Raw genomic sequence first — 22,337 nt, forward strand, 5'->3', positions numbered from 1 at the left:
TTTTTATGCGCTGCGCTGTGTGAGCGTTACATCCGAGGCGGTGAAACTGGTGCCGACGCCCTGAACGACAATCACCGGGTTGCCATTGGCCAGTACGGTCGCATCGCCGCTGGTGGCGGTGGCGCCCGGGCTGTAAGCGACAGAGATGAGCGGGGCCTGAGCCTGAGCGCCGATCGAATAGACGAGGGTATCTTCGCCCGGTTCGAAATCGGTGACGGCGGCAGGTCCATCGCCTGCCGCAAGCGCGTCGCTGACCCCGATCGTATCCGCGCCCGACCCGCCGGACACGGTATCATTCAGGCCTGCGACAATGGCATCGTCACCCGTCCCGCCGAAGACCATGTCACCTTGTTGATCGGTATCCTGCGAGAAGTCGAGGTTTGCGGCATTCAGGGTGGCCAGGTACGCGACATTGATGTCTGTCGCGGTCATGGCCTGTCCCATGGCTTCGTCGAACATCGCGGCCTCATCAAGGTAGCCACTTGAAATGATGACGTCATCGCCGGTGTCGCCATGGATGGTGTCGGCGCCTGTCCCGTCAATGATGGCGTCGCCATCCGCACCGCCGCGCAGGAAGTCATTGCCGGCTCCACCGATCATCGCGTCGTCGCCTTCATTTCCGAAGGCGCGGTCATCCCCTTCACCCGCCGAGATGGCGTCGTCGCCGTCATTGCCGCGCAGGATGTCATTTCCGGCATAGGACTGGATCAGGTCACCGCCGCCTTGGCCGTTGATGATGTCAGCCCCTTCGGTGCCTGCAAGGTTGTCGGAGGTGTCGCTGCCTTCAAGGGCGTCCCCCGTCGCGTTGTTCTGGGTGTACTGGAGCATGGCGACGTCGTCGGCGGTGATGGTGTCGGCCGCGCCGTTGACGGTTGCGATGATTTGCCCGTCCGCCGAGATAACGGCGTTGCCGGTCCCGTCGTCTGTCACGGTCAGTTCTGGTGCGGTGTCGCCTTCGTAGGTGAAGGCGATTTGGTCTTCTGTGGGGTCATAATCGGTGATCTCGGCGGCGCGACCGTCCTGGATCCAGTCGCCGAGGGTGAAGCTATCCGCGCCATCGCCGCCAATGGCGCTGTCTTCGCTGCCGAGCAGCATTTGATCGTCGCCCGTGCCGCCGTTCATGTGGTCGCCCGCGTCCCCGTCGGCGCCTGTGCCACTGAGCCCCAGAGAGGTGAGAAACGCCTGTGCAGGATCAGTCGCGGCGTTGCTGTCGAGACTTGCCGTGAAATCACCGACCGAGGAATCGGCAAGATCGGTTTGCGTCCCGATCAGCACGTCGTCGCCGGAGGAGCCGTTCATCGTATCCGCGCCTTCACCGCCAATGAGAAGGTCGGCGTTGCTGCCGCCCCAGATATCGTCGTTTCCGGCCCCGCCCAAGGCGATGTCACCGCCGCTGCCGCCGTAAATCCCGTCATCGCCTGCACCGCCGGCGAGAATGTCGTCGCCGTCATCGCCCGAGACGTGATCCTCTCCGGCGTCGCCGCTGACCTGATCGTTGCCGCCGAGGCCGATCAGGCGGTCATCGCCGTTGCCACCTTCGAGGATGTCGTCGCCGATGGCGCCTTGCAGCAGGTCGCTGCCGTCCGTGCCTTGGAGGGTTTCATTGTCATCCGGGCCGTCGCCCGGGGTGTCCGGTGTGGAGGCGCCGTTATCGTTGTTGTCGTCGAGCCCGAAAAGCAGCCCTCCGGCCGCGCCGACGCCAAGAAGGGCCAAAAGTAGGTAACCAAGCATATGTACAGTCCCGATATAACACAGTGGGTCGTTTACGAATAAACACGATCTCTGTCTTTTTAACCAAAGGTTGAGTGGGAGCCAGTTAAAACTCTCAAATGCGAGAATTTTGTACGGATAGGAGAGGTGCCGAAAAACAAAACCGGCATTCAATATTTGTATATTTCCAAGCCGGAAACAGTCTTTGACCGTGGCAGCCCGAGAACCGCGGATGATTCGCGCCAAGCGCGCCCCGGCGGGCCCGTTATGCGGCGTAGCGGCTGATCACGACGTTGCGCAACGAGAAATCGGGCGAGGTGTTGCGCAGTACGGCCACGGCTTCGCCATCGGCGCGCAGGGTCGTCAGGCCGGTTGTTTCGTCCCGTTCGACGGTCAGTTCGGGGTCGGGGCCTTCGGTGTTGTAGACAAAGGACAGCACGTCTTCCTCGGTGTCGAAATCGGTGATCTGGACCGGGGCCTCGCCGCTGATCCAGTCGCCGAGGGCGAATTCATCCGCCCCGTCCCCCCCGGTAAGGGTGTCATCGTCACCGGCCACCACGGTATCGTCACCCGCGCCCAGATTGACGCTGTCGCCGGTATTGGGGGATTGGGTGAGGTCGTATTGAAAGGCAATATCGGACATCCGCTGTATCCCGATAAGCGAGTCGCGCAAGGTGGCCTCGTCCACGAGGTTGGCCGATTCGATGAAGTCGTCGCCGGGCCCGCCGGTGAGCGTATCACTGTCAGCCCCGCCGATCAGGACGTCGTTGCCACCATCGCCCGTGAGCCGGTCTGCATCTTGCAGGCCGATGATCCAATCGTCGCCGGTGCCCCCCGACAGGGTATCTTCGCCCTCCAGCCCGACAAGCAGGTCATCGCCGCCGCCGCCATCGACGCTGTCGTCGCCCGTGGTTCCGGCAAAACCGTCGGCATCGTCCCCGCCGTCAGTATAGGGGTCATCAGGCGCGGCGAGGCCGGTGGCCCCGGCGAGGGTGGCGCCGACCAGCAGGAAGAGAGCGAGAAAAGCCATGGTTGTGATCCTTCATCGGGGTGGGCACTGGCCCAGTACACCGATGATCCGGCGAGGCACGTAAAGGTCGGGTAAAATACAGAGGGGTGTTTGGGTGAGGTTTGATTAAAACTTGAGGGAAACATCTGCCAGACAATGGAAAAGGCCGGCCCGCAAGATGCGGACCGGCCCTGATTTTTCGAAAGATAAGAGACGCTTAGCGGTTCTCGATATCCACGTAATCGCGCAGCGTTTCGCCATGATAGAGCTGACGCGGGCGCCCGATTTTCAACTGCGGGTCGCTGATCATTTCCTTCCACTGCGAGATCCAGCCCACGGTGCGCGACAGCGCGAAGATGGGGGTGAACATCGAGGTGGGGAAGCCCATCGCCTCGAGGATGATGCCCGAGTAGAAATCGACATTCGGGAAAAGCTTCTTCTCGGTGAAATAGGGATCGGCGAGGGCCGCTTTTTCCAGTTCCTTGGCAACTTGCAGGGTCGGGTTGTCCTCGATTCCCAGCAGGTCCAGAACCTCGTCGGCGGATTGCTTCATCACCTTGGCGCGCGGGTCGAAGTTTTTGTAGACCCGGTGACCAAAGCCCATCAGGCGGAAGGGATCGTCCTTGTCCTTGGCGCGGGCGATGTATTCGGGGATACGATCGGGCGTGCCGATTTCCTGCAACATCTCAAGGCAAGCCTGGTTTGCGCCACCATGCGCCGGACCCCAGAGGCAGGCGATACCCGCCGCGATACAGGCAAAGGGGTTGGCACCCGAAGAGGAGGCCAAGCGCACCGTGGAGGTCGAGGCGTTCTGCTCGTGGTCGGCGTGCAGGGTAAAGATACGGTCCATCGCGCGCGACAGGATCGGGTTTACCTCGTAATCTTCGGCCGGCACGGCAAAGCACATGCGCAGGAAGTTCGAGGCATAGTCCAGATCGTTGCGCGGATACACGAAGGGCTGCCCCATGGTGTATTTGAAGGCCATGGCCGCGATCGTCGGCATCTTGGCGATCATGCGGATCGAGGCGACCTCGCGCTGCCATGGATCGGAGATATCCGTGGAGTCGTGGTAGAACGCCGACAGCGCGCCGACCACGCCGACCATGATGGCCATGGGGTGGGCATCGCGGCGGTAGCCACGGAACAGATACATCATCTGTTCATGCAGCATGGTGTGATTGGTCACACGGGATTCGAAATCTTCCAACTGCGCGGGCGAGGGGAGTTCCCCGTAAAGCAGCAGGTAGCACACTTCGAGGTAATGCGATTTCTCGGCCAGCTGGTCGATCGGGTAGCCGCGATGCAGCAATTCGCCCTTGCCACCGTCGATATAGGTGATGGTGCTGTCGCAGCTTGCGGTCGAGGTAAAGCCCGGATCGTAGGTAAAGACACCCGCCTGCGCGTAAAGCTTGCGGATGTCGATCACGTCGGGGCCCGCCGTTGGCGAGTGAATGGGCAGCTCGTAGTCCTTGCCGTCAATCGTCAGTTTGGCGGTTTTGGTGCTATCGGCCATTGGGATCCTCCCTCAATCAAGCCCACGCCGTGGCGCGTCGGGGGCTGGTTAAACTATCAGCCTTTCGAGAAGGTTAACCACTCTCGCAGGCGGCATCGGTGAGCCGGGCAATCGTTTCTTCCTGCCCGAGCACGAGCATCATGTCGAACACACTCGGTGTCGCGCTGCGGCCTGCCAGAGCGGCCCGCAAGGGGCCGGCCAGCTTGCCGAACTTCATCTCGTGGGTCTCCGCGAATGTCATGGCGCAGGCCTCGAGATCGTCGCGGGTCCACCTAGCATTTTGCAACTGCGGCGTCAATTCTCCCAGTATACCACGGGATACATCATCAAGGTTCTTCGCTGCCTTCTCATCCGGTTCAATCGGGCGGTCAGTGAGGATAAACTCTGCTTTTTCAAGTAGTTCCGGGAAGGTCTTTGCGCGCTCCTTGAGGCAGTACATCCCCTTTTGCATGAGGGTGTTTTTTTCGTCGGACAGCGGGGCATGGCCGGTGCTGGCCAGAAAGCCCTGCAATTCATGCAGCAATGCAGCATCGTCAGTGGCCGCGATATGCTGACCACAGAGATTTTCGAGTTTCTTGAAGTCGAAGCGTGCGGGGGATTTGCCGATTCCGTCAAGAGAGAACCATTCGCGCGCCTGCGCGTCGGTGAAAAACTCGTCGTCGCCATGGCTCCAGCCGAGGCGCGCAAGGTAGTTGCGCATCCCTGCCGCCGGGTAACCCATCTTCTGGTATTCATCGACGCCAAGCGCCCCGTGGCGTTTGCTGAGCTTCTTGCCGTCGGGGCCATGGATCAGCGGGATATGCGCGTAGATGGGCAGCGGCCATCCCATGGCCTGATAGACCAGCATCTGGCGGGCGGCGTTGTTGAGGTGATCGTCGCCGCGGATCACGTGGGTGACGCCCATGTCGTGATCGTCCACCGCCACGGCGAGCATGTAGACCGGGCTGCCATCGCTGCGCAGGAGGACCATATCGTCAAGCTGATCGTTACGGATGGTGACATCGCCCTGCACCTCGTCGTGGATCACGGTGCTGCCATCACGCGGGGCCTTGAGGCGGATCACGTAGGGCGCATCGGGGTGTGTGGCGGGGTCAGCATCGCGCCAGGGGCTCTGGAAGAGGGTCGAGCGACCCTCCGAGCGGGCGGTGTCGCGGAAGGCTTGAATTTCTTCTTGCGTGGAGAAGCATTTATAGGCGGTGCCGGAGGCGAGCATTTGCAAGGCGACCTCGCGGTGGCGGTCGCCGCGTTCGTACTGGCTTATCACCTCACCGTCGTGGTCGAGGCCGAGCCACGCCATGCCATCAAGGATCGCCTGTGTCGCCTCGGGCGTGGAGCGGGCGCGATCGGTGTCCTCGATCCGCAGGAGAAACTTGCCACCGCGGCCCCGGGCATAAAGCCAGTTGAAGAGCGCCGTGCGCGCCCCCCCGATATGCAGAAAGCCGGTGGGCGAGGGGGCGAAACGGGTCACGACTTGTGTGGTCATGGTCAGGGTTAACCTTTCGGTAATCATGTGAGGCATAAGTTGGGGCCTGTCTAATGCCGCACCGGAAGGGAGACAAGACTTGGCCCGCCGTCTGGCCCCTTGGTCCGCCTTGGTTGACGCGTGGTTGGCGCAGCGCGGGCACCTGTTTCCTTGGGCGCCGGTATGCCTTGGGGCGGGCGTGGGGATATATTTCTTGATCGGGTGGGAGCCGGTGCAGACCCATTACGTGGCGCTGGCCTGTGTCATCCTGTTCGGCCTGTTCTTGATCCGGTGGCTCGGGGTCTGGGCGCCTCTGGCTTGGGCCGTGGTTCTGGTGGCGTTGGGGGTATGCCTTGCGGGGCTACGCGCGCATCAGGTGGCGGATCCGGTGCTGGGCTGGCGGTACTATGGGCCCATCGAGGGCCGGATCGTGGATATGGACCGCTCGGCCTCGGACGCTTTGCGCCTGACGCTGGACCGGGTGGTTCTGGCCGATGTGGCGCCGGATCGGACGCCTGCACGGGTGCGGGTATCCCTGCATGGCCAACAGGGGTTCATCACGCCCGCGCCGGGAATGGTGGTGATCCTGACCGGGCACCTGTCACCGCCCGGAGGGCCGGTGGAGCCGGGTGGTTTCGATTTCCAACGCCATGCGTGGTTTCAGGGGCTGGGCGCCGTGGGCTATACGCGCACGCCGGTCTTGACGTTGGAGCCACCGGGGGCGGGCCTGTGGTGGTTCAAGATGCGCATGGCGTTATCGGCGCGGGTGCAGGCGGGCCTGCCCGGGGATGCAGGGGCCTTTGCCGCCGCGATCATGACCGGCGATCGGTCAGGCATGGGGCAGGACACCTTGCGCGCGCTGAGGGTATCGAACCTTGCGCATTTGCTGGCGATTTCCGGGTTGCACATGGGTCTTCTGGCCGGGTTCGTCTTTGCCGCGTTGAGGGTGGCTTTTGCCTTGGTTCCTGCCGTGGGCCTGCGGGTGCCTGCCAAGAAACTGTCTGCGCTCGGGGCCTTGGCCGCTGCGGCGGTTTACCTGGGCCTGTCGGGGGGCAGCGTCGCGACGGAGCGGGCCTTTGTCATGGCCGCGGTCGCCTTGGTCGCGGTGATGGCGGATCGGCGGGTGCTGTCGCTGCGGGCCGTGGCGGTGGCGGCTCTGATCGTTCTGGTACTGCGACCCGAGGCGCTATTGGGGCCGGGCTTCCAGATGTCATTTGCCGCAACGACCGCCTTGGTGGCAGTATTTGGCTGGCTGCGCGATGCAGAGGTGCCCTTGGGACCAAGGTGGTTGCGGCCCGTTGTCGCCGTGGTGGTGTCTTCGGTGGTGGCCGGGGTGGCCACGGCCCCGGTGGCGGCGGCGCATTTCAACCAGTTTGCGCATTATGGGCTGATCGCCAACTTGTTGAGCGTGCCCTTGATGGGCGTGCTGGTGATGCCCGCCGCGGTATTGGCGGCTTGCCTGATGCCGCTTGGATTGGAGGCACTGGCGCTTTGGGTCATGGGGTTGGGATTGGAGTGGATCTTGGGCGTGGCGCATTGGGTGTCGAACCTTGAGGGCGCGCGCGGCACGGTGGTGAGCCCAATGTCGAGTGTGCTACCGTTATTGGCGCTCGGCGTGTTTATCATCGTATTGTGGCAGGGGCGTCTGCGCTGGACCGGGCTTGTGCCTGTCGCCCTGAGCCTGATGCTTTGGATGAATGCGGAGCGGCCCGATGTCCTGATCGCGGACAATGGAAGCCTGATCGGCGTCATGACGGAAAAAGGCCGCGCCTTGAACCGGGCGCGCGGCTCGGGTTTTGTCGCCATGAACTGGCTGGAGAACGACGGTGTTGCCCTTGAGCAGGCGGCGGCGGCGACGCTTTGGCAGGACGGGCAAACGCCGGTGCCGATCATCGCGGTCAGGGGGAAACGCGGCGCGGCCGGATTTGGCGGATGCCGCGCGGGAGAGTGGGTGGTGATGAATACTGTGCCGGATGCCGACAGTCCCTTCGACAACCTGCCATGCCGCGTGATACATCCCGGCACCCTACGCAAGAGTGGCGCGCTTGCGCTTTATCTGGAGAACACCGGGGTGCGAGAGGTCAGCGCGCGCCAATTGACGGGCGCGCGCCTTTGGAATGATCAATAGGTGCGGATAAGCCCCACGAGGCGCCCCTGCACCTTGACCTTTTCCTCGGGCAGCACGCGGGTTTCATAGGCCGGGTTGGCCGCCTCCAGCGCGATGGCATTGCCCTTGCGGAAGAATTTCTTGAGCGTCGCCTCGTGATCTTCGACCAAGGCCACGACGATGTCGCCATTATCGGCGGTCTTGGTTTCGCGGATCACCACGATGTCGCCATCGTTGATGCCCGCCTCGATCATCGAGTCGCCCTTGACCTCGAGCGCGTAATGATCGCCCTGACCGCCCAGCATGGAGTGCGGGACCGCCACGTTATGGCTGACCTGCGCGATGGCCTCGATGGGCACACCGGCGGCGATGCGGCCCATGACGGGCAGTTCCATGGCGCCCGCCACTTCGACGGGAAGGGCATTGGCAGGTTGGCCCGCGTCGGGCTTTTCGCCCTCGATCACCCGGGGGGTAAAGCCGTGGCTCGCCTCGCCGCCCATGCTTTCGGGCAGCTTGATGATTTCCAGCGCGCGGGCCCGATGCGCCAGCCGCCGGATAAAGCCGCGTTCTTCCAGCGCGGTGATCAGGCGGTGGATGCCGGATTTTGACCGCAGGTCGAGCGCCTCTTTCATTTCGTCAAAGCTGGGCGGGACGCCGTCACGCTGCACGCGGGCATGGATGAATTCCAGCAGGTCCAGTTGTTTCTTGGTGAGCATGATACACTCCCTCCGAGAACATGCATTTCTTTTTGTTCTACGCATGTTCACGTTTTGTGTCAACCGGTCTGCCCATGATGGATCACGCCCATGTTTTCTTCTTTTCTAAAATATCCCGGGGGAGGCGTTGAAAATCCAAGATTTTCAACGTTGGGGGCAGAGCCCCCCCCCTTTACAACGGCAGGTATTGGATGACCTCACCCGCCTTTCGGGGCGGATCGCCCGCAGGGCGGATCATCAGGGCGTTGGCATTGGCCAGCACGGAAAGAAGCGCGCTGTCCTGGCGAGGTTCGGGGGTGATTTGCCCGTCGTGGACCTCGGCGCGCATGTAGTGTTCGCGCGGCCCGCTGGCGTCGAGGTCATGGGCCAGCCGGGCCTCGTAGCGGGGGGGCAGGGTTTTGCCCAGTCCCAGCATGGCGCGGATCATCGGGGCCAGGAAGACATGACCGCAGACCATGGCCGACACGGGATTTCCGGGCAGGCCGACCATGGCGGCCCCGTTCATCCGGCCCGCCATGAGGGGTTTGCCCGGGCGCATGGCCACCTTGTAGAAGCTGCGTTCCATCCCGAGGCTGGCGGCGACGTCGCCAACAAGGTCATGATCGCCCACCGAGGCGCCGCCGATGGTGACCACCAGATCGGCGCCTTGCGCCAGATCGAAACAGGCCTCGAGCGAGGCGCGGTTGTCGCGGGCGATGGGCAGGATGCGGGCATGGGCCCCGATGCCATCCAGCATGGCCTTGAGGCCATAGGTGTTGGACACGATGATCTGGTCGGGGCCGGGGGTGTCGCCGGGCATGACAAGCTCGTCTCCGGTGGAAATCAGTGCCACCTGCGGTTTGCGGGTGACCGTGATCTCCGGAATGTTCATCGCCGCCAGAAGGGCGATATCAGTGGCGCGCAGGAGACGCGGCGCGCTGACCTCTTGGCCGGATTTGAAATCGGCGCCCATGGGGCGGACGAAGGGATTGTCTTCGAGCGTGTCGGCGATGGTGATCTGATCGCCGTTGCGGCTGACATCCTCTTGGATCACCACGCGGTCGGCGCCTTGGGGCAGGGGCGCGCCGGTGAAGATACGGGCGGCTTGGCCGGTTTCGACGGTGCCATCAAGGGCATGACCCGCCGCCGCCTCGCCAATCACGGTGAGGGTTTTGCCGGGCTGTGCATCCTCACCGCGCACCGCATAGCCATCCATCGCAGAGGCCGAAAAGGGCGGCTGATCGCGGTTGGCCTTGGCCGGGGCCACCATGCAGCGCCCCGCGGCCTCGGCCAGCCCGACCTGTTCGGTGGGCAGGGGCGCGACGAGGGAAAAGAGGTGGTCGAGGGCCTCGATGACGGTGATCATTCTTCGGTTACCTTTGCTAGCTGATCTTCTTCCCACTCAGCATAGGTCCGCCTGTCATTGTGTAGTTTCCATGCGGTTCGGCCGTTTCTCGAACGCCCATTCACCACCGCGCCTGCGGCACTTGGGCTGGAAAAAGCGTAGTCGCGCGTGAACAGCCTATGTTTGCCGTGCACTTCCAAGACGCCATTTTCGCAAAGCTCGTCAAAGAGAGTGTGGTAGTTCGTTTTGTGTGCGCGGTCTCCCACCCATTCGTTCCGGGCCAATGATCCGGCTTGGACAATCCACTCACCATCTTTCAGAACAGCGGTCGCTTTGATCCCGATGCGAGGCGTAGACAGTTCGAAGACAAGGAGCGACGCATCATTGGCTTTCGCTGGCTCTGAAGTCGGGCGGGATTTATCCATGAAGATATCGACACGGATTGCAGGCAGGACCATGCGAAGCGTATCCAGAAAGGATTCCATATTGGCCTGGTCCGCCTCGGAAAGGCTGCTTCTAGGGGGGATGTTTCCATTGTCCAAAGCTGTGGCTTTGACGCCATCCGCGATTTCGACAAGGCGAGACTCTAGATATTTGACATGCGCCTTGTGAAGGTTGTTAGCGGCAGAGGTGATCAGCACGGCGGTTTCCCACCAGTCTTTCTTTTTGGCGTGGTCTCGCATCCGTTCGCCAAGGTCCTCGGCTTCGCCGATATAAGCCAGTGCATTGCCATCTCGTTCTCCGAGGAGGACATAAACCCCGGTGAATGCGGCTTGCTCACGCGTTAGGGCGTCTTTCAACTGGGTCCGGGGAGCACGCAGGACATGGCCCGTCCAATTAAAGACCTCGGCGGTCAGCATCCCGTCGGGGCGGCCGTCGATAAAGAACAATTGAAGCGAGCGGCCTTTGATGCTCATGTCGCCTCGTAGCGGCCGGATTTGCCGCCGTCTTTCAGAAGCACGCGGATGCCGCCGATTTTCATGGCCTTGTCCACGGCCTTGGCCATGTCATAGACCGTGAGGCAGGCGGTGCTGACGGCGGTGAGGGCTTCCATTTCGACCCCGGTTTGGCCGGTGGTTTTCACGGTGCCTTCCACCCGCACGCCGGGCAGGTCGGGATCGAGGGTGAGCTCCACGGTGACCTTGGTGACGGGCAGGGGGTGGCAAAGCGGAATGAGATCGGGGGTTTTCTTGGCCCCCATGATACCCGCAAGCCGGGCCACCGAGAGGACATCGCCCTTCTTGGCGCGGCCTTCGGCGATGATGTCATAGGTGTCGCGGGCCATGCGGATATGGCCCTCGGCCACGGCCACCCGAGCGGTCACGTCCTTGTCGGACACATCGACCATATGGGCATCGCCCTTGCCATCGAAATGCGTGAGGTCGGACATGTCACATGCCCCCGGCGGTCAGCGGGTTGGCCAGAAGGGTGCGGGTGGCCAAGGCCACGTCCTCGGCGCGCATGAGGGATTCACCGATCAGGAACGACCGCGCGCCGTAGCGCGCCATCTCGGACAGATCCTCTGGCGTGTTCAGCCCGCTTTCGCAGACGATCATCCGGTCGGGTGGCACCCGTTTGGCCAGTTGCCGGGTGGTGTCGAGGGTGGTTTCGAAGGTGTTGAGATTGCGGTTGTTAATGCCGATCATGCGGGATTTGAGTGCACTGGCGCGGTCCAGTTCTTCGCGGTTGTGCACCTCGATCAGGGCATCCATGCCCCAGCTTTCGGCGGCGTCTTCCAGTTCGGCGGCCTGTGCATCGCTGACGCTGGCCATGATGATCAGGATGCAGTCGGCCCCCCAGGCCCGGGCCTCGGCCACCTGATAGGGGTCATACATGAAATCCTTGCGCAGCACCGGCAGGTCACAGGCGGCGCGGGCCTGTTGTAGGAATTCAGGTGCGCCTTGGAAGCTGGGCGTGTCGGTCAGAACCGACAGGCAGGTGGCCCCGCCCTCGGCATAGGCGCGGGCCAGGTCAGCGGGCTCGAAATCTTCGCGGATGAGCCCCTTGGAGGGGCTGGCCTTCTTGATTTCGGCAATCAGGCCGTAGCCCTGTTTGGAGGCTTGCAGAAGCGCGTCGGCAAAGGGGCGGACGTGGTCGGCCTCTCTTGCCTCGGCCTCGATCACATCGAGGGGGCGTTCGGCCTTGGCGGCCTCGATCTCTTCCAGTTTATAGGCTTTGATTTTCTCAAGGATGGTGGGAGTGGTCATGCGGCCTCCGTCGTGATGCGGGCGAGCGTTTGGATGCTGGACAGCGCGGCGCCGCTGTCGATGCTTTCGGATGCGCGGGCGACGCCCTCTTTGAGGTCGGATGTCTGACCGGCCACCACGAGGGCGGCAGCGGCGTTGAGCAGAACCGCGTCGCGATAGGCCCCGGGCGCACCTTCCAGCAGGGCGCGGAAGGCTTTGCCATTCTCTTCGGGCGTGCCGCCGATGATCGACTCGAAAGGGTGGACGGGCAGGCCGAAATCCTCGGGGTGCATTTCGGCGTCGGTGACATCGCCGTTTTCACCCAGTTGAGCGACCCAAGTGGTGCCGGTGATGGTCATTTCGTCGGTACCGTCCGAGCCATGCACGAGCCATGCCTTTTCAGCCCCCAACTGCCCCAAGGTTTCGGCCATGGGGTAGATGAGATCGCGGGAAAAGGCCCCGGTCAATTGGCGCTTGACCCCTGCCGGGTTGGTGAGCGGCCCCAGAATATTGAAGATCGTCCGGGTGCCCAGTTCGGCGCGGACCGGCCCGACATGGGCCATGGCCGGATGGTGCATGGGGGCCATCATGAAGGCGATTCCGGCCTGTTCCAGCGCGCGTTCCACCACACCGGCCCCGACCATGACGTTGACGCCCATTTGCGTCAGCGCATCCGCGGCCCCGGATTTGGAGCTGAGGTTGCGGTTGCCATGCTTGGCCACGGGCACACCCGCGCCCGCCACGACGAAGGCCGTGGCTGTCGAGATATTCAGCGTGCCCTTGCCATCGCCACCGGTGCCGACGATGTCGATCGCGCCTTCGGGCGCGCGCACCTTGTTGCACTTGGATCGCATGACAGCGGCGGCGGCGGCATATTCATCCACGGTTTCGCCGCGTGTCCGCAGCGCCATGAGGAAGCCGCCCATCTGGGCCGGGGTCGCCTCGCCCTCGAACAGCGCGGCGAAGGCGGTTTCGGCCTCGGCGCGGGTGAGCGGGCGTTCGGCGGCGGTGCCGATCAGGGGTTTGAGCGCGTCACTCATGCGGGCACCTTCATGGTGTTGAGGAAGTTTTGCAACAGGGCGTGGCCGTGTTCGGAGGCGATGGATTCGGGATGGAACTGCACCCCTTCGATGGGCAACTCGCGGTGTTTGAGGCCCATGATGGTGCCATCTTCAAGCTCGGCGGTGATCTCAAGCACCTCGGGGCAGCTTTCGCGTTCGACCACCAGAGAGTGATAGCGCGTGGCGTCGAAAGGCGAGGGCAGTCCGGCAAAGACGCCTTTGCCGGTGTGGCGGACCTGACCCATCTTGCCATGCACGATCTCGGAATGGCGCACCACCTTGCCGCCGAAGGCCTGCCCGATGGTTTGATGCCCGAGGCAAACCCCCAAGAGCGGGGTTTTGGTTTCTGCCGCGGCCTCGGTCAGGGCAAGGCAGATGCCCGCCTGATCGGGGTCGCAGGGCCCGGGACTGAGCAGGATACCGGCGGGGTTCATCGCCATGGCCTCCTGCACATCGAGGGCGTCGTTGCGGCGGACCACCACATCGGCCCCCAGTTCGCCCACGTAATGGACGAGGTTATATGTGAAACTGTCGTAGTTATCGATTAGCAGCAGCATCTTGCCCGAACTCCGTGCAGAATGGGGGGTGGAGGCCCGGCCCCCGGTCGCGGTATACTTGTTCAGTCTTGCGCGGAAGCGTCAAGGGGCGCATAGGTTAGAAAACGGGCAAATCAGGGGGCAAAGCAGTGGCACGTGGGATTTTCTCGGGATTTATCGTCGGGGGCGTGGTGTCCGGTGCGATACTTGGTGCGGCGTCGCTAATGAGCGAGGTGCCGGGGGCGGCCCCGCCGGAGGCGACGGCACTGGATGTGCCAGCGGGGTCGGAATTCGACCCGTCGCGCGAGGACCGTGAAGCAGAGTTGCCCGAGGTCGAGAAGACGCCCGAGGCCGGAGAGGCCCCGAAGGTGAGTGCGCCGGAGCCCGATGACCTGTCATCGCTTGAAGGGGCGGATACAAGCCCGGCGGCACAGCCAGAGGCCGGTGCAGCGGAAGGGACCTTGCCCGCACCCGAAGCGGGTGATGACAGTTCGGGGGTCGCCGTCGACAGCGATAGTCCCGTCTTGCCCAGCCCGCAGTCCATGGCGCCCGAGGCCCCGGCGGGAGAAGAGGATTTGTCGATCTCGACCGACCCGGCGCAGCCGCAACAGCCCGAGGCCGAAGGCTCGGCCTTTCCGTCCAAGGACGAGGGAGCGGCAACTGAGGATACCGCGGAAGACCCCATGCAAGAGGAGGGTGACCTTTCGGAAGATGGCGCCGAGGCGGAAGACGGCACCTCTGAAGGCACCATCGGGGACATGGCGGAAGGGGTGACCACCAACCGCCTTCCCGCGGTGGGGCAGGATGCCCCCGAAGAAGACGCCCCGGACGAGATGGCACCTGCGGCACAAGATCTGCCCCCGCTTGAGCAATTCGCCGCAGAATTCGAAAACCCGGAGGGCAAGCCGCTTATGTCGATTGTCCTTATCGACGATGGCTCCAGCCCCATCGGATTCGATGCGCTGTCGAGTTTTCCCTACCCCCTGAGCTTCGCGGTTGACGCCGATTGGCCGGGCGCGAAGGCGGCGGCGGCGAAGTATCGCGCGGCGGGATTCGAGGTGCTGGCGATGGCGGATTTGCCGGAGGGAGCCGCTGCGGCGGACACGGAAGTGGCGATGCAGGCCTATCTGGAGGCAGTGCCCGAGGCGGTGGCCATACTTGAGGGCACCGAGAGCGGCTTGCAAAGCAGCCGCGAGGCGGCCGAGCAATTGGCGCCTATTTTGCTGGACAGCGGGCATGGCATCGTCATGCACCCCAAGGGCCTGAACACGGCGCAAAAACTTCTTTCGCGTGAGGGGGTTAAGGCGGCGACCGTCTTCCGCGATTTCGATGCCAAGGGGCAGGAGGCCACGGTTATTCGCCGGTTTCTGGATCAGGCGGCGTTCAAGGCCGGACAGGAGGAGGGTGGCGTCATCATGCTGGGCCGGATGCGGGCCGAGACGGTGAGCGCGCTGCTTCTATGGGGGCTACAGGACCGGGCGAGCCGTGTTGCGCTTGCCCCCGTTTCCGCGGTTCTCAGGGCGGAATAAGCCAGTCTGTCAAACGTCGGTATTGTGTCGGTCTTGCGTCGGTGGAGAGCGTGCAAAGCTTGCGGCGCGCTTTTGGGTTATTCGGGCCTCCGGCGGGAGTATTTTGCGAAAGATGAAGGGGGTGGGGCTTTTCAGTTTCGGGCCGGTTGCGTATGAGGCGGCAGAAATTGGAGACCCGTGATGCCCTCAGAGACCCCGCAACCCGCTTTCGTGCTTGTGCGCCCGCAGATGGGCGAGAACATCGGCGCCGCCGCGCGGGCGATGTGGAATTTCGGTTTGGACCGGATGCGGGTGGTGGCGCCGCGCGATGGCTGGCCAAACCAGAAGGCGGTGGCCATGGCCAGTGGTGCGGGGCGGCTTCTGGATGAGGCGCAAATTCGCACGGATGTGGCCGAGGCGGTGGGCGATTGTCATTTCGTCTTTGCCACGACGGCGCGGGCGCGGGGGCTGACCAAGCCGGTTTATAGCCCCGAGGGCGCGATGGCAGAGGCTGCCGAGAGGATCGCGCAGGGTCAGAAAGTGGCCGTCATGTTCGGGCCCGAGCGGGCGGGATTGGAGAACGACGATGTGGCAAAGGCCAACGCCATCATCAACGTGCCGGTGAACCCGGAATTCGCCAGTCTCAATCTTGCGCAATGCGTTCTGTTGACGGCCTATGAATGGCGGCGTGCACAGGGCAATATCGAGGCACGCCGGGTGGATATGGCCAAGGCCGATTGGGCCGAGCAGATCGAGATCGAAAAACTGTCGGATCATTACGAGGCGCGTTTGGGCGAGGCGGGTTTTTTCTTCCCTGAGCACAAGGCCGAGGGCATGAAGATCAACCTGCGCAACATGTGGTCACGGATGCCCTTGACGCGCGCCGATGTGCAGATGTTGCACGGTGTCCTGCGGCAGATGGTCCGTTGGAAAGAGCGCGGCGACTGAGGTCGCTTGAAGGGGCGTGCGGGGCGCACTACTGTTTCGGCGCAGCAGATAGAGGGCGAACATGTCAGGCAAGCGCAGCATTTTCGAAGAGGTTGGCGAGGGCGAGGTCAAGCGTGGGGTCCCCAAGGGGGGGATGATCGACTCGGGCCGCCGGGGCGCGCGGGGCGCGATCCGCATATGGTTAATGATGCTTTTTGCCTTGGTGGTGGTGATGATCGCCGTGGGTGGTTTGACGCGGCTGACAGATAGCGGGCTAAGCATTACCGAATGGAAACCCGTGGCCGGGGCCTTGCCGCCGATGGGTGCAGAGGCTTGGGCCGAGGAGTTCGACAAGTACCGCTCCATTCCCGAATACCAGTTGCAGAACAAGGGCATGAGCCTGTCGGAGTTCCAGTTCATCTATTGGTGGGAATGGGGCCATCGGCAGTTGGGCCGGGTGATCGGCCTGGTCTGGGCCGTCGGCTTCTTTGGCTTCTTGGTGACGCTTAAAATTCCGCCGGGCTGGACCAAGCGGTTGTTCCTTTTGGGCGTGCTTGGGGGCGCGCAGGGCGCGATTGGCTGGTGGATGGTATCCTCGGGTCTGGAAGGTGAGATGTTGGATGTGGCGAGCTATCGGTTGGCCACGCACCTTGGGCTGGCCTTTGTCATCCTTGGCTTCATTGCATGGTATGCCATGTTGCTGGGCCGTGAGGAGCGCGAGTTGATGCAGGCGCGGCGCGCGCGGGAAGCCAAGCTGTTCGGGCTTGGCACCGGGTGGCTGCATTTTGCCTTTCTGCAAATCCTGATCGGCGCGCTTGTGGCCGGGATCGATGCCGGGCGGAGCTATACCGATTGGCCGCTGATGGCCGGGGGCTTTTTGCCGCCTGATTTCTGGATACCCGAGTTGGGTTTGCGAAACTTCTTCGAGAATCCCGGACTGGTTCAGTTCATCCATCGGATGACCGGGTATCTACTGTTGGCATTCGGGGTCATGGTGTGGCTCAAGGGCCGGCGCAGCGCCCATGCGGCAACGCGGGCGGCGTTCTCGGCGGCGTTCATCGCGCTGTCTGCGCAGGTGGTTCTGGGCATCGTGACGGTGCGTTATGTCGCCGCGTGGCAAGTGGCGATTGTCCATCAGATCATGGCGGTCGTTCTATGGGTCCTGATCCTGCGAGCGCGGTTCCTTGCGCAATATCCGCGCGCGCAATCGGTAAGAGGGTAAAAACGTGACAGCCTTTGACGCTTTGATGGCGCATGAGCGCGAAACCCAAGCCCTCGACCGGGTGGCGGGGCGCCTTTCGTGGGATCAGGAAACGATGATGCCGCGCGGCGCGGTGGAGCAGCGCGCCGAAGAAATGGGCGCCATGCAAGCGATGTTGCACGCCCGTAAAACCGATCCTCAGGTCGGTGAATGGCTGGAGGATGCCCGCGCGCCGGACGCGGCGGGGGCGGCACAGCTTCGGCTGATTGCGCATCGTTATGCGCGGCTGACCCGGGTGCCTGCGGACCTGACCCGGGAATTGGCATCTCTGACCAGCCGATCGCAATCGCAATGGGCGGCGGCGCGGGCCGATGATGATTTCGCGGCCTTCGCACCGACCTTGGAAGAGGTGGTGAGGCTCAAACGTGAGGAAGGCGCGGCCCTGGCCGATGGCGGCGATGTCTATGACGCCTTGGTCGATGATTACGAACCCGGGGCACGGGCGGCCGATCTGGCGGGAATATTCGACGACATGCGCCCGGGTTTGGTTGAGTTGCGCCTGGCCGCTTTGGAGGGGGCCGAGCGCGCCCCGGTTTCCGGGCGTTTTGCCCCGGAGGTGCAGGTGGCCTTGGCGCGGGAACTGGCCGAACGGTTCGGATATGATTTGAACCGGGGACGCATCGATATGGCGGTGCATCCTTTCAGCTCGGGGTCAGGGGATGATGTGCGGATTACGACGCGGGTGAGCGAAAATGACCCGTTCAATTGCCTGTATTCGACGATTCATGAGGTCGGCCATGCCTGTTACGAGCAGGGTATCGATCCGGCCTATCACATGACGCCCGTGGGGCAGGGTGTGTCGATGGGGGTTCATGAAAGCCAGAGCCGGATTTACGAGAACCAGCTTGGCCGTAGCCGGGCGTTTTGCGAGTTTCTTTATGGGCGGATGTGCGATGAGTTCGGCGACATCGGCGTTCCGGATGCCGAGGCCTTTTATGCCACGGTAAACCGCCTGCATCGCGGCTATATCCGCACCGAAGCCGATGAGGTGCAGTATAACCTTCACATCATGCTACGCTTCGAGTTGGAGCGCGCCTTGATTGCCGGGGATTTGCAGGTGCGTGATCTGGAGGCTGCGTGGAATGATCGGTTCAAGGCCGATTTCGGGTATGAGGTCGACCGGGCCTCGAACGGGGTCTTGCAGGATGTGCATTGGTCAGTGGGCCTGTTTGGCTATTTCCCGACCTACAGTCTTGGCAATGTCTATGCCGGGTGCCTTCATGCGTCTTTGCGGGCCGATTTGCCCGATCTGGATGAGCATTTGGCGCAGGGCGACCCAAGCCCGGCGACCATCTGGCTGCGTGACAAGGTACAACGTCATGGCGGGCTGTATGAACCGCGTGAGGTGATCGAGAGGGCCTGTGGAGAGAGGCCGACGGCCGGGCCCCTGATGGCTTATCTCAAGGAAAAGTTCGGCGGCCTTTACCCGGGCTGAGCTGATGCGTGTTGCCTTTGCCTGATAGCACGGGTTGAAGGTGCAACGCTTTATTGGTTGACGCTGACGGTTTGAGGCCCTTCTGCCCGCTCGATCCATTGCGTGAGCGTTGTTTCGAGGACCTCATGATTGCGAGTTTCGATAGCATGGCGCAGGGATTGCAGCGCCTTTGCGGTCTCGATCTCGGAGAGGTGGCTTTCCTGTGCGCGCAGAATCTTGGAATGCGGGGTCGTCAACATGTCGGACCCGATCAACAATTCTTCGTGGAGCTTTTCACCGGGGCGCAATCCGGTGATCTCGATCTCGATATCGCCATCGGGGGTCTTTGAATCGCGCACCTTGAGCCCCGCTTGTTCGATCAAGCGGCGGGCCAAATCACGGATGGGCACGGGTTTGCCCATGTCGAGAACGAAGACATCACCCCCCCCGTGCAAAGGAGCCCGCAAGAAGAACGAGACGCACGGCTTCGGGGATGGTCATGAAATAGCGGGTGACATCGGAATGGGTAAGGGTCACCGGGCCGCCGTGCCGGATTTGACGGGTGAAGAGCGGTATGACCGACCCTGACGAGCCAAGCACATTGCCAAAGCGGACCATGGAAAAGCGGGTCTTGGTCGAGCGCGTGGCCAAATCCTGCACCACGAGTTCGGCAAGGCGTTTCGAGGCCCCCATGACGGAGGAGGGGCGCACGGCCTTGTCGGAGGAGACCAGAATGAAACGCTCGACCCCGGCTTGACGGGCCGCTTCGGCAATGACCTTGGTGCCCAGAACATTGTTGCGCATCCCCTCAAGGGCGTTTTCTTCGACCATGTGCACATGCTTGTAGGCGGCGGCGTGCAGGACGATGTCAATGGAGTTGTTCTGTAGAACCTCGGCCACAAGGGCCGCGTCGCAGACTGACCCGAGGACAGCTTTTATCGGGATATCCGGGGCGATATCCCGCAACTCGCGTTCAATTTCGAAGAGGGCCAGCTCACCATGATCCATGAGCGTAATTTGCTTGGGGCGACAGGAAAGAAGTTGTCGGCAGAGTTCCGACCCGATGGAGCCCCCGGCTCCGGTCACAAGGATATGCCGGGCCCGATAGGTTTCAGAGACACCGGGCAGTTCTTCTTCCATCAAGTCGCGGTCCATCAGCTTGTTCATGTCGAGCGGCTTGGTATCGACAAGGCCACGATCGGAATTGGCCACCAGATCGGCAAACGAGGGCAGGACATGCACCTCGAACCCTGTGGTGCGCAATTGTCCGGCGATCGCTTGTTGGGTCACAGGCCGGGCACTTGGAATCGCAAGCACGATACGGCGGACGTGGTGCCGGGCGATCAAGTCATCGATGTCAGAGGGGGGATGTACACGAAGCCCACCGATTGTCAGACTTTGCAGCCGACGATCATCATCCACAAAGGCCACGGGTTTAACACTTGGATCGGTTGCAAGCGCAGCCGCGAGTTGTCGTCCCGTTTGACCGGCCCCGTAGATGACGATTGCGACGCGCGGGTGACCCCGGCGATAAATCTCGCGCAATCCCGCGCGCATCGTAAGCCGGGTGGACACCGACAGGATCGCAAAGAACATTCCTGTGACCACAGCGACCTGTATTGGAGCGTGCAGGCTGTCGAAAACAATCCCCGCGAATACAGCGGCAAGAATGAGCCCGAGGGCGACACTTCCGGTTTCGAGCATGCCTTGAATTTCGTAAGCGTTGAGCTTGATCCGGTGCAGCCCTTGCAAGGCAGTCAAGAGGGCGCCGACCCCGGTCAGGGCCGCGAGTGTCAACATCACCTCTGGCGCAAGGGATAGGGTGGCGACGGGCCCGAGGATGATGAGCCGTGCAAGGCCGTAAGAAAGCGCGATCAAAAAGACATCGATCGAGAGGATGATCGCGCGTTTCTGGAACCGCGTAAGATTGACCGCGAGATTGTATAGCATCAGCTTCCTCCAAGTGACCCTGACCCACGTGGTCAGGGCGCGACTAAAGGCACCTAACCGCTACTTTTACTCGATACTCACGGTCGTTACGGTACACGTAAAAGTGTATCTTTTTGGTTAACGGGTAAACAAGCTAATTCGTCCATATTTGGGAAAATCGTTTGAAATAAGCGAAAAAAGGCCGCATTCCCCCTAAAGGCATAAGTGCACGATTCGCGCTAAGGATGAACGAGCTTGCGAAAATGGCGTTGTTTGAACTTGGTTTCGGGGCAATTTTCCTGCTTGATGTGAAATGCATGGGCCTGTGCCAAGCCTGTAGCGAGTTTTCAATTGTCTCTTCCACTTTGACCGGGCTAGGGAAGGGAAAAACGGGGGATCAACATATGTCGGACAACCGGCGCCTTTCATCAGTAATTGCTGCTTTTTCTGTTCTCATGGTCGTGGCCGGTTGTAGCCTGCCAAGAGGCGCTGCCATCCAGTCGGAAGTGCTGAGTGAACAAAACGCTGAGACTCCGAGTTTTCAGGTCGTTCCTGTAACACGGAACATGACCCCTGTTTTGGAGGACTGGCCGTCAACCGGGTGGCAGGGGCATTATCATTGGTTCGGTCGTGATCGCGGGCCTGATTCGAATGTGATCCAAGTTGGTGATGTCCTGAACATCGTGGTCTGGGAATCGCAGGACAATTCCCTTCTTTCTGCGCCGGGGTCCAACATGGTTGAAATGCCTGCACAGGAGGTTTCAGCCAGCGGCAAGGTGTTCCTGCCTTATGTGGGGGATCTGAGGCTTAAAGGGCTGACATCGGACGCTGCGCGCCAGCGTATTCAAAACAGTTTTGAGGAGATCGCCCCCTCGGCTCAGGTGCAGGTGTCCGTCGTCGAGGGGCGCAATAACTCGATTGATTTGGTCGGCGGTGTTGCCGCCCCGGGCAGTTACCCGCTTGAAAGCCGGAACACCAAGATTCTAAGCGCGATTGCCAAGGGAGGCGGGGTTAAAAGCGGACTGCGCAATCCCCTTTTGCGGTTGCAAAGGAGGGGCAAGACCTATGAAACGCCGGTGGCCGATCTCCTTGAGGATGCCAGACGAAACGTGCGCCTGCGCGGGGGCGACCAGATTGCCGTCGTCGAGGACGAACGCAGTTTCAACGTTCTGGGGGCCGCGGGCAGTCAACAGATGCTCTATTTTGAAAAAGAGAATATGAGTGCCATGGAGGCGCTTTCGGCGATGGGCGGGCTTGAAGCGTCGCGGGCCAATCCCAAAGGGGTGCTTGTTCTTCGGGAATACGAACCCGACGACCTGAAGCCGGGACCCTCGGGACCAGACATGCAGCAGGTGGTCTTCACCATTGATTTGACCACCGCCGACGGTCTGTTTGCTGCGCGGCAGTTCCAGATCAATCCTGGTGACACGCTCTTGGCAACAGAATCGCCGGTGAACGCGGCGCGGACCATTATCGGGCTGTTTGGTACGGTGATCGGCGTGACAGGAACCGTGAATAACCTTTGATCGGATCGGCGTTACCGTCGGAGACACGCCCCCGTGCTGCATCGCATGGGGGCGTTTTTCTGGAGAACAAGACCGAACCACGTTGATGATAAAAAGTGCCCTGGACTCCTTGGGAATCGAGGGCACTTTGGGTCACATGCCGGATTTT

Annotated in this window: 19 protein-coding genes; 6 read left to right on the forward strand and 13 right to left on the reverse strand. The window is 62.0% G+C overall.

Annotation, left to right across the window (positions count from 1 at the left end; genetic code table 11):
* Window positions 1-3: 3 nt before the first annotated feature.
* From FDP25_RS16560 to gltX, 4 genes are all read right to left on the reverse strand, one after another.
* Window positions 4-1,731: a calcium-binding protein gene (locus FDP25_RS16560; RefSeq protein ID WP_154154911.1), complete on the reverse strand. Its 1,728-nt coding sequence runs from the start codon at window positions 1,729-1,731 to the stop codon at window positions 4-6.
* 244 nt (window positions 1,732-1,975) lie between these two features.
* On the reverse strand, window positions 1,976-2,740 hold the full coding sequence (locus tag FDP25_RS16565) for a calcium-binding protein (RefSeq protein WP_154154914.1): 765 nt from the start codon (window positions 2,738-2,740) through the stop codon (window positions 1,976-1,978).
* A 196-nt stretch (window positions 2,741-2,936) separates the two neighbouring features.
* Window positions 2,937-4,232 carry a citrate synthase gene (gene gltA, locus FDP25_RS16570; protein WP_154154917.1) on the reverse strand — a complete coding sequence of 432 codons (1,296 nt, stop codon included), beginning with the start codon at window positions 4,230-4,232 and terminating at the stop codon, window positions 2,937-2,939.
* A 73-nt stretch (window positions 4,233-4,305) separates the two neighbouring features.
* Entirely contained in the window at window positions 4,306-5,715 is a 1,410-nt protein-coding gene (gene gltX / locus FDP25_RS16575; protein WP_154154920.1) for a glutamate--tRNA ligase, read from the reverse strand.
* Window positions 5,716-5,794: 79 nt separating this feature from the next.
* Here gltX and FDP25_RS16580 point away from each other — a divergent pair, with 79 nt between their 5' ends.
* Window positions 5,795-7,822 carry a ComEC/Rec2 family competence protein gene (locus FDP25_RS16580; RefSeq protein WP_246175956.1) on the forward strand — a complete coding sequence of 676 codons (2,028 nt, stop codon included), beginning with the start codon at window positions 5,795-5,797 and terminating at the stop codon, window positions 7,820-7,822.
* Here FDP25_RS16580 and lexA read toward each other — a convergent pair.
* The 7 genes from lexA to FDP25_RS16615 all read right to left on the reverse strand — a co-directional run bounded on the left by lexA (window position 7,816) and on the right by FDP25_RS16615 (window position 13,645).
* On the reverse strand, window positions 7,816-8,517 hold the full coding sequence (lexA, locus tag FDP25_RS16585) for a transcriptional repressor LexA (protein WP_154154923.1): 702 nt from the start codon (window positions 8,515-8,517) through the stop codon (window positions 7,816-7,818). The two genes, FDP25_RS16580 and lexA, sit on opposite strands and share 7 nt — an antisense overlap.
* A gap of 172 nt (window positions 8,518-8,689) precedes the next feature.
* Window positions 8,690-9,862, reverse strand: a complete 1,173-nt coding sequence (locus tag FDP25_RS16590) for a molybdopterin molybdotransferase MoeA (RefSeq protein ID WP_154154926.1) — start codon at window positions 9,860-9,862, stop codon at window positions 8,690-8,692.
* Window positions 9,859-10,758 (reverse strand): GIY-YIG nuclease family protein, encoded by a 900-nt coding sequence (locus tag FDP25_RS16595; protein ID WP_154154929.1) that lies wholly within the window; start codon window positions 10,756-10,758, stop codon window positions 9,859-9,861. The genes FDP25_RS16590 and FDP25_RS16595 overlap by 4 nt, the downstream gene beginning before the upstream one ends.
* Window positions 10,755-11,231, reverse strand: a complete 477-nt coding sequence (gene moaC, locus FDP25_RS16600) for a cyclic pyranopterin monophosphate synthase MoaC (RefSeq protein ID WP_154154932.1) — start codon at window positions 11,229-11,231, stop codon at window positions 10,755-10,757. Before moaC ends, FDP25_RS16595 begins: the two co-directional genes overlap by 4 nt.
* 1 nt (window position 11,232) lies before the next feature.
* Window positions 11,233-12,048 (reverse strand): indole-3-glycerol phosphate synthase TrpC, encoded by an 816-nt coding sequence (trpC, locus tag FDP25_RS16605; RefSeq protein ID WP_154154935.1) that lies wholly within the window; start codon window positions 12,046-12,048, stop codon window positions 11,233-11,235.
* Window positions 12,045-13,067 (reverse strand): anthranilate phosphoribosyltransferase, encoded by a 1,023-nt coding sequence (gene trpD / locus FDP25_RS16610; protein WP_154154938.1) that lies wholly within the window; start codon window positions 13,065-13,067, stop codon window positions 12,045-12,047. The genes trpC and trpD overlap by 4 nt, the downstream gene beginning before the upstream one ends.
* Window positions 13,064-13,645 carry an anthranilate synthase component II gene (locus FDP25_RS16615; RefSeq protein ID WP_154154941.1) on the reverse strand — a complete coding sequence of 194 codons (582 nt, stop codon included), beginning with the start codon at window positions 13,643-13,645 and terminating at the stop codon, window positions 13,064-13,066. The genes trpD and FDP25_RS16615 overlap by 4 nt, the downstream gene beginning before the upstream one ends.
* Window positions 13,646-13,773: 128 nt before the next feature.
* Between FDP25_RS16615 and FDP25_RS16620 the strand changes: the two genes are divergently transcribed.
* The 4 genes from FDP25_RS16620 to FDP25_RS16635 all read left to right on the forward strand — a co-directional run bounded on the left by FDP25_RS16620 (window position 13,774) and on the right by FDP25_RS16635 (window position 18,755).
* A complete protein-coding gene (locus FDP25_RS16620) occupies window positions 13,774-15,153 on the forward strand; it encodes a divergent polysaccharide deacteylase family protein (RefSeq protein WP_343032098.1) in 1,380 nt (459 codons plus the stop codon).
* 180 nt (window positions 15,154-15,333) lie between these two features.
* Window positions 15,334-16,080: an RNA methyltransferase gene (locus tag FDP25_RS16625; RefSeq protein WP_154154944.1), complete on the forward strand. Its 747-nt coding sequence runs from the start codon at window positions 15,334-15,336 to the stop codon at window positions 16,078-16,080.
* Between the two features lie 61 nt (window positions 16,081-16,141).
* On the forward strand, window positions 16,142-17,281 hold the full coding sequence (ctaA, locus tag FDP25_RS16630) for a heme A synthase (protein WP_154154947.1): 1,140 nt from the start codon (window positions 16,142-16,144) through the stop codon (window positions 17,279-17,281).
* 4 nt (window positions 17,282-17,285) lie between these two features.
* Window positions 17,286-18,755, forward strand: coding sequence for a carboxypeptidase M32 (locus FDP25_RS16635; RefSeq protein ID WP_343032099.1), 1,470 nt, complete (start codon window positions 17,286-17,288; stop codon window positions 18,753-18,755).
* Between the two features lie 50 nt (window positions 18,756-18,805).
* On the opposite strand, the gene FDP25_RS17280 is transcribed toward FDP25_RS16635, so the two are convergent.
* The gene (locus tag FDP25_RS17280) at window positions 18,806-19,144 is read right to left on the reverse strand and encodes a polysaccharide biosynthesis protein (protein WP_343032100.1); all 339 of its coding nucleotides are present in this window, start codon (window positions 19,142-19,144) and stop codon (window positions 18,806-18,808) included.
* Window positions 19,145-19,172: 28 nt separating this feature from the next.
* On the reverse strand, window positions 19,173-20,684 hold the full coding sequence (locus tag FDP25_RS16640; RefSeq protein ID WP_246175958.1) for a polysaccharide biosynthesis protein: 1,512 nt from the start codon (window positions 20,682-20,684) through the stop codon (window positions 19,173-19,175).
* A 224-nt stretch (window positions 20,685-20,908) separates the two neighbouring features.
* On the opposite strand from FDP25_RS16640, the gene FDP25_RS16645 reads away from it, so the two are divergent.
* Window positions 20,909-22,189 (forward strand): polysaccharide biosynthesis/export family protein, encoded by a 1,281-nt coding sequence (locus FDP25_RS16645; RefSeq protein ID WP_246175961.1) that lies wholly within the window; start codon window positions 20,909-20,911, stop codon window positions 22,187-22,189.
* The last annotated feature ends 148 nt before the right edge of the window (window positions 22,190-22,337 follow it).

The organism is Roseovarius bejariae (assembly GCF_009669325.1).
Lineage (GTDB): Bacteria > Pseudomonadota > Alphaproteobacteria > Rhodobacterales > Rhodobacteraceae > Roseovarius > Roseovarius bejariae.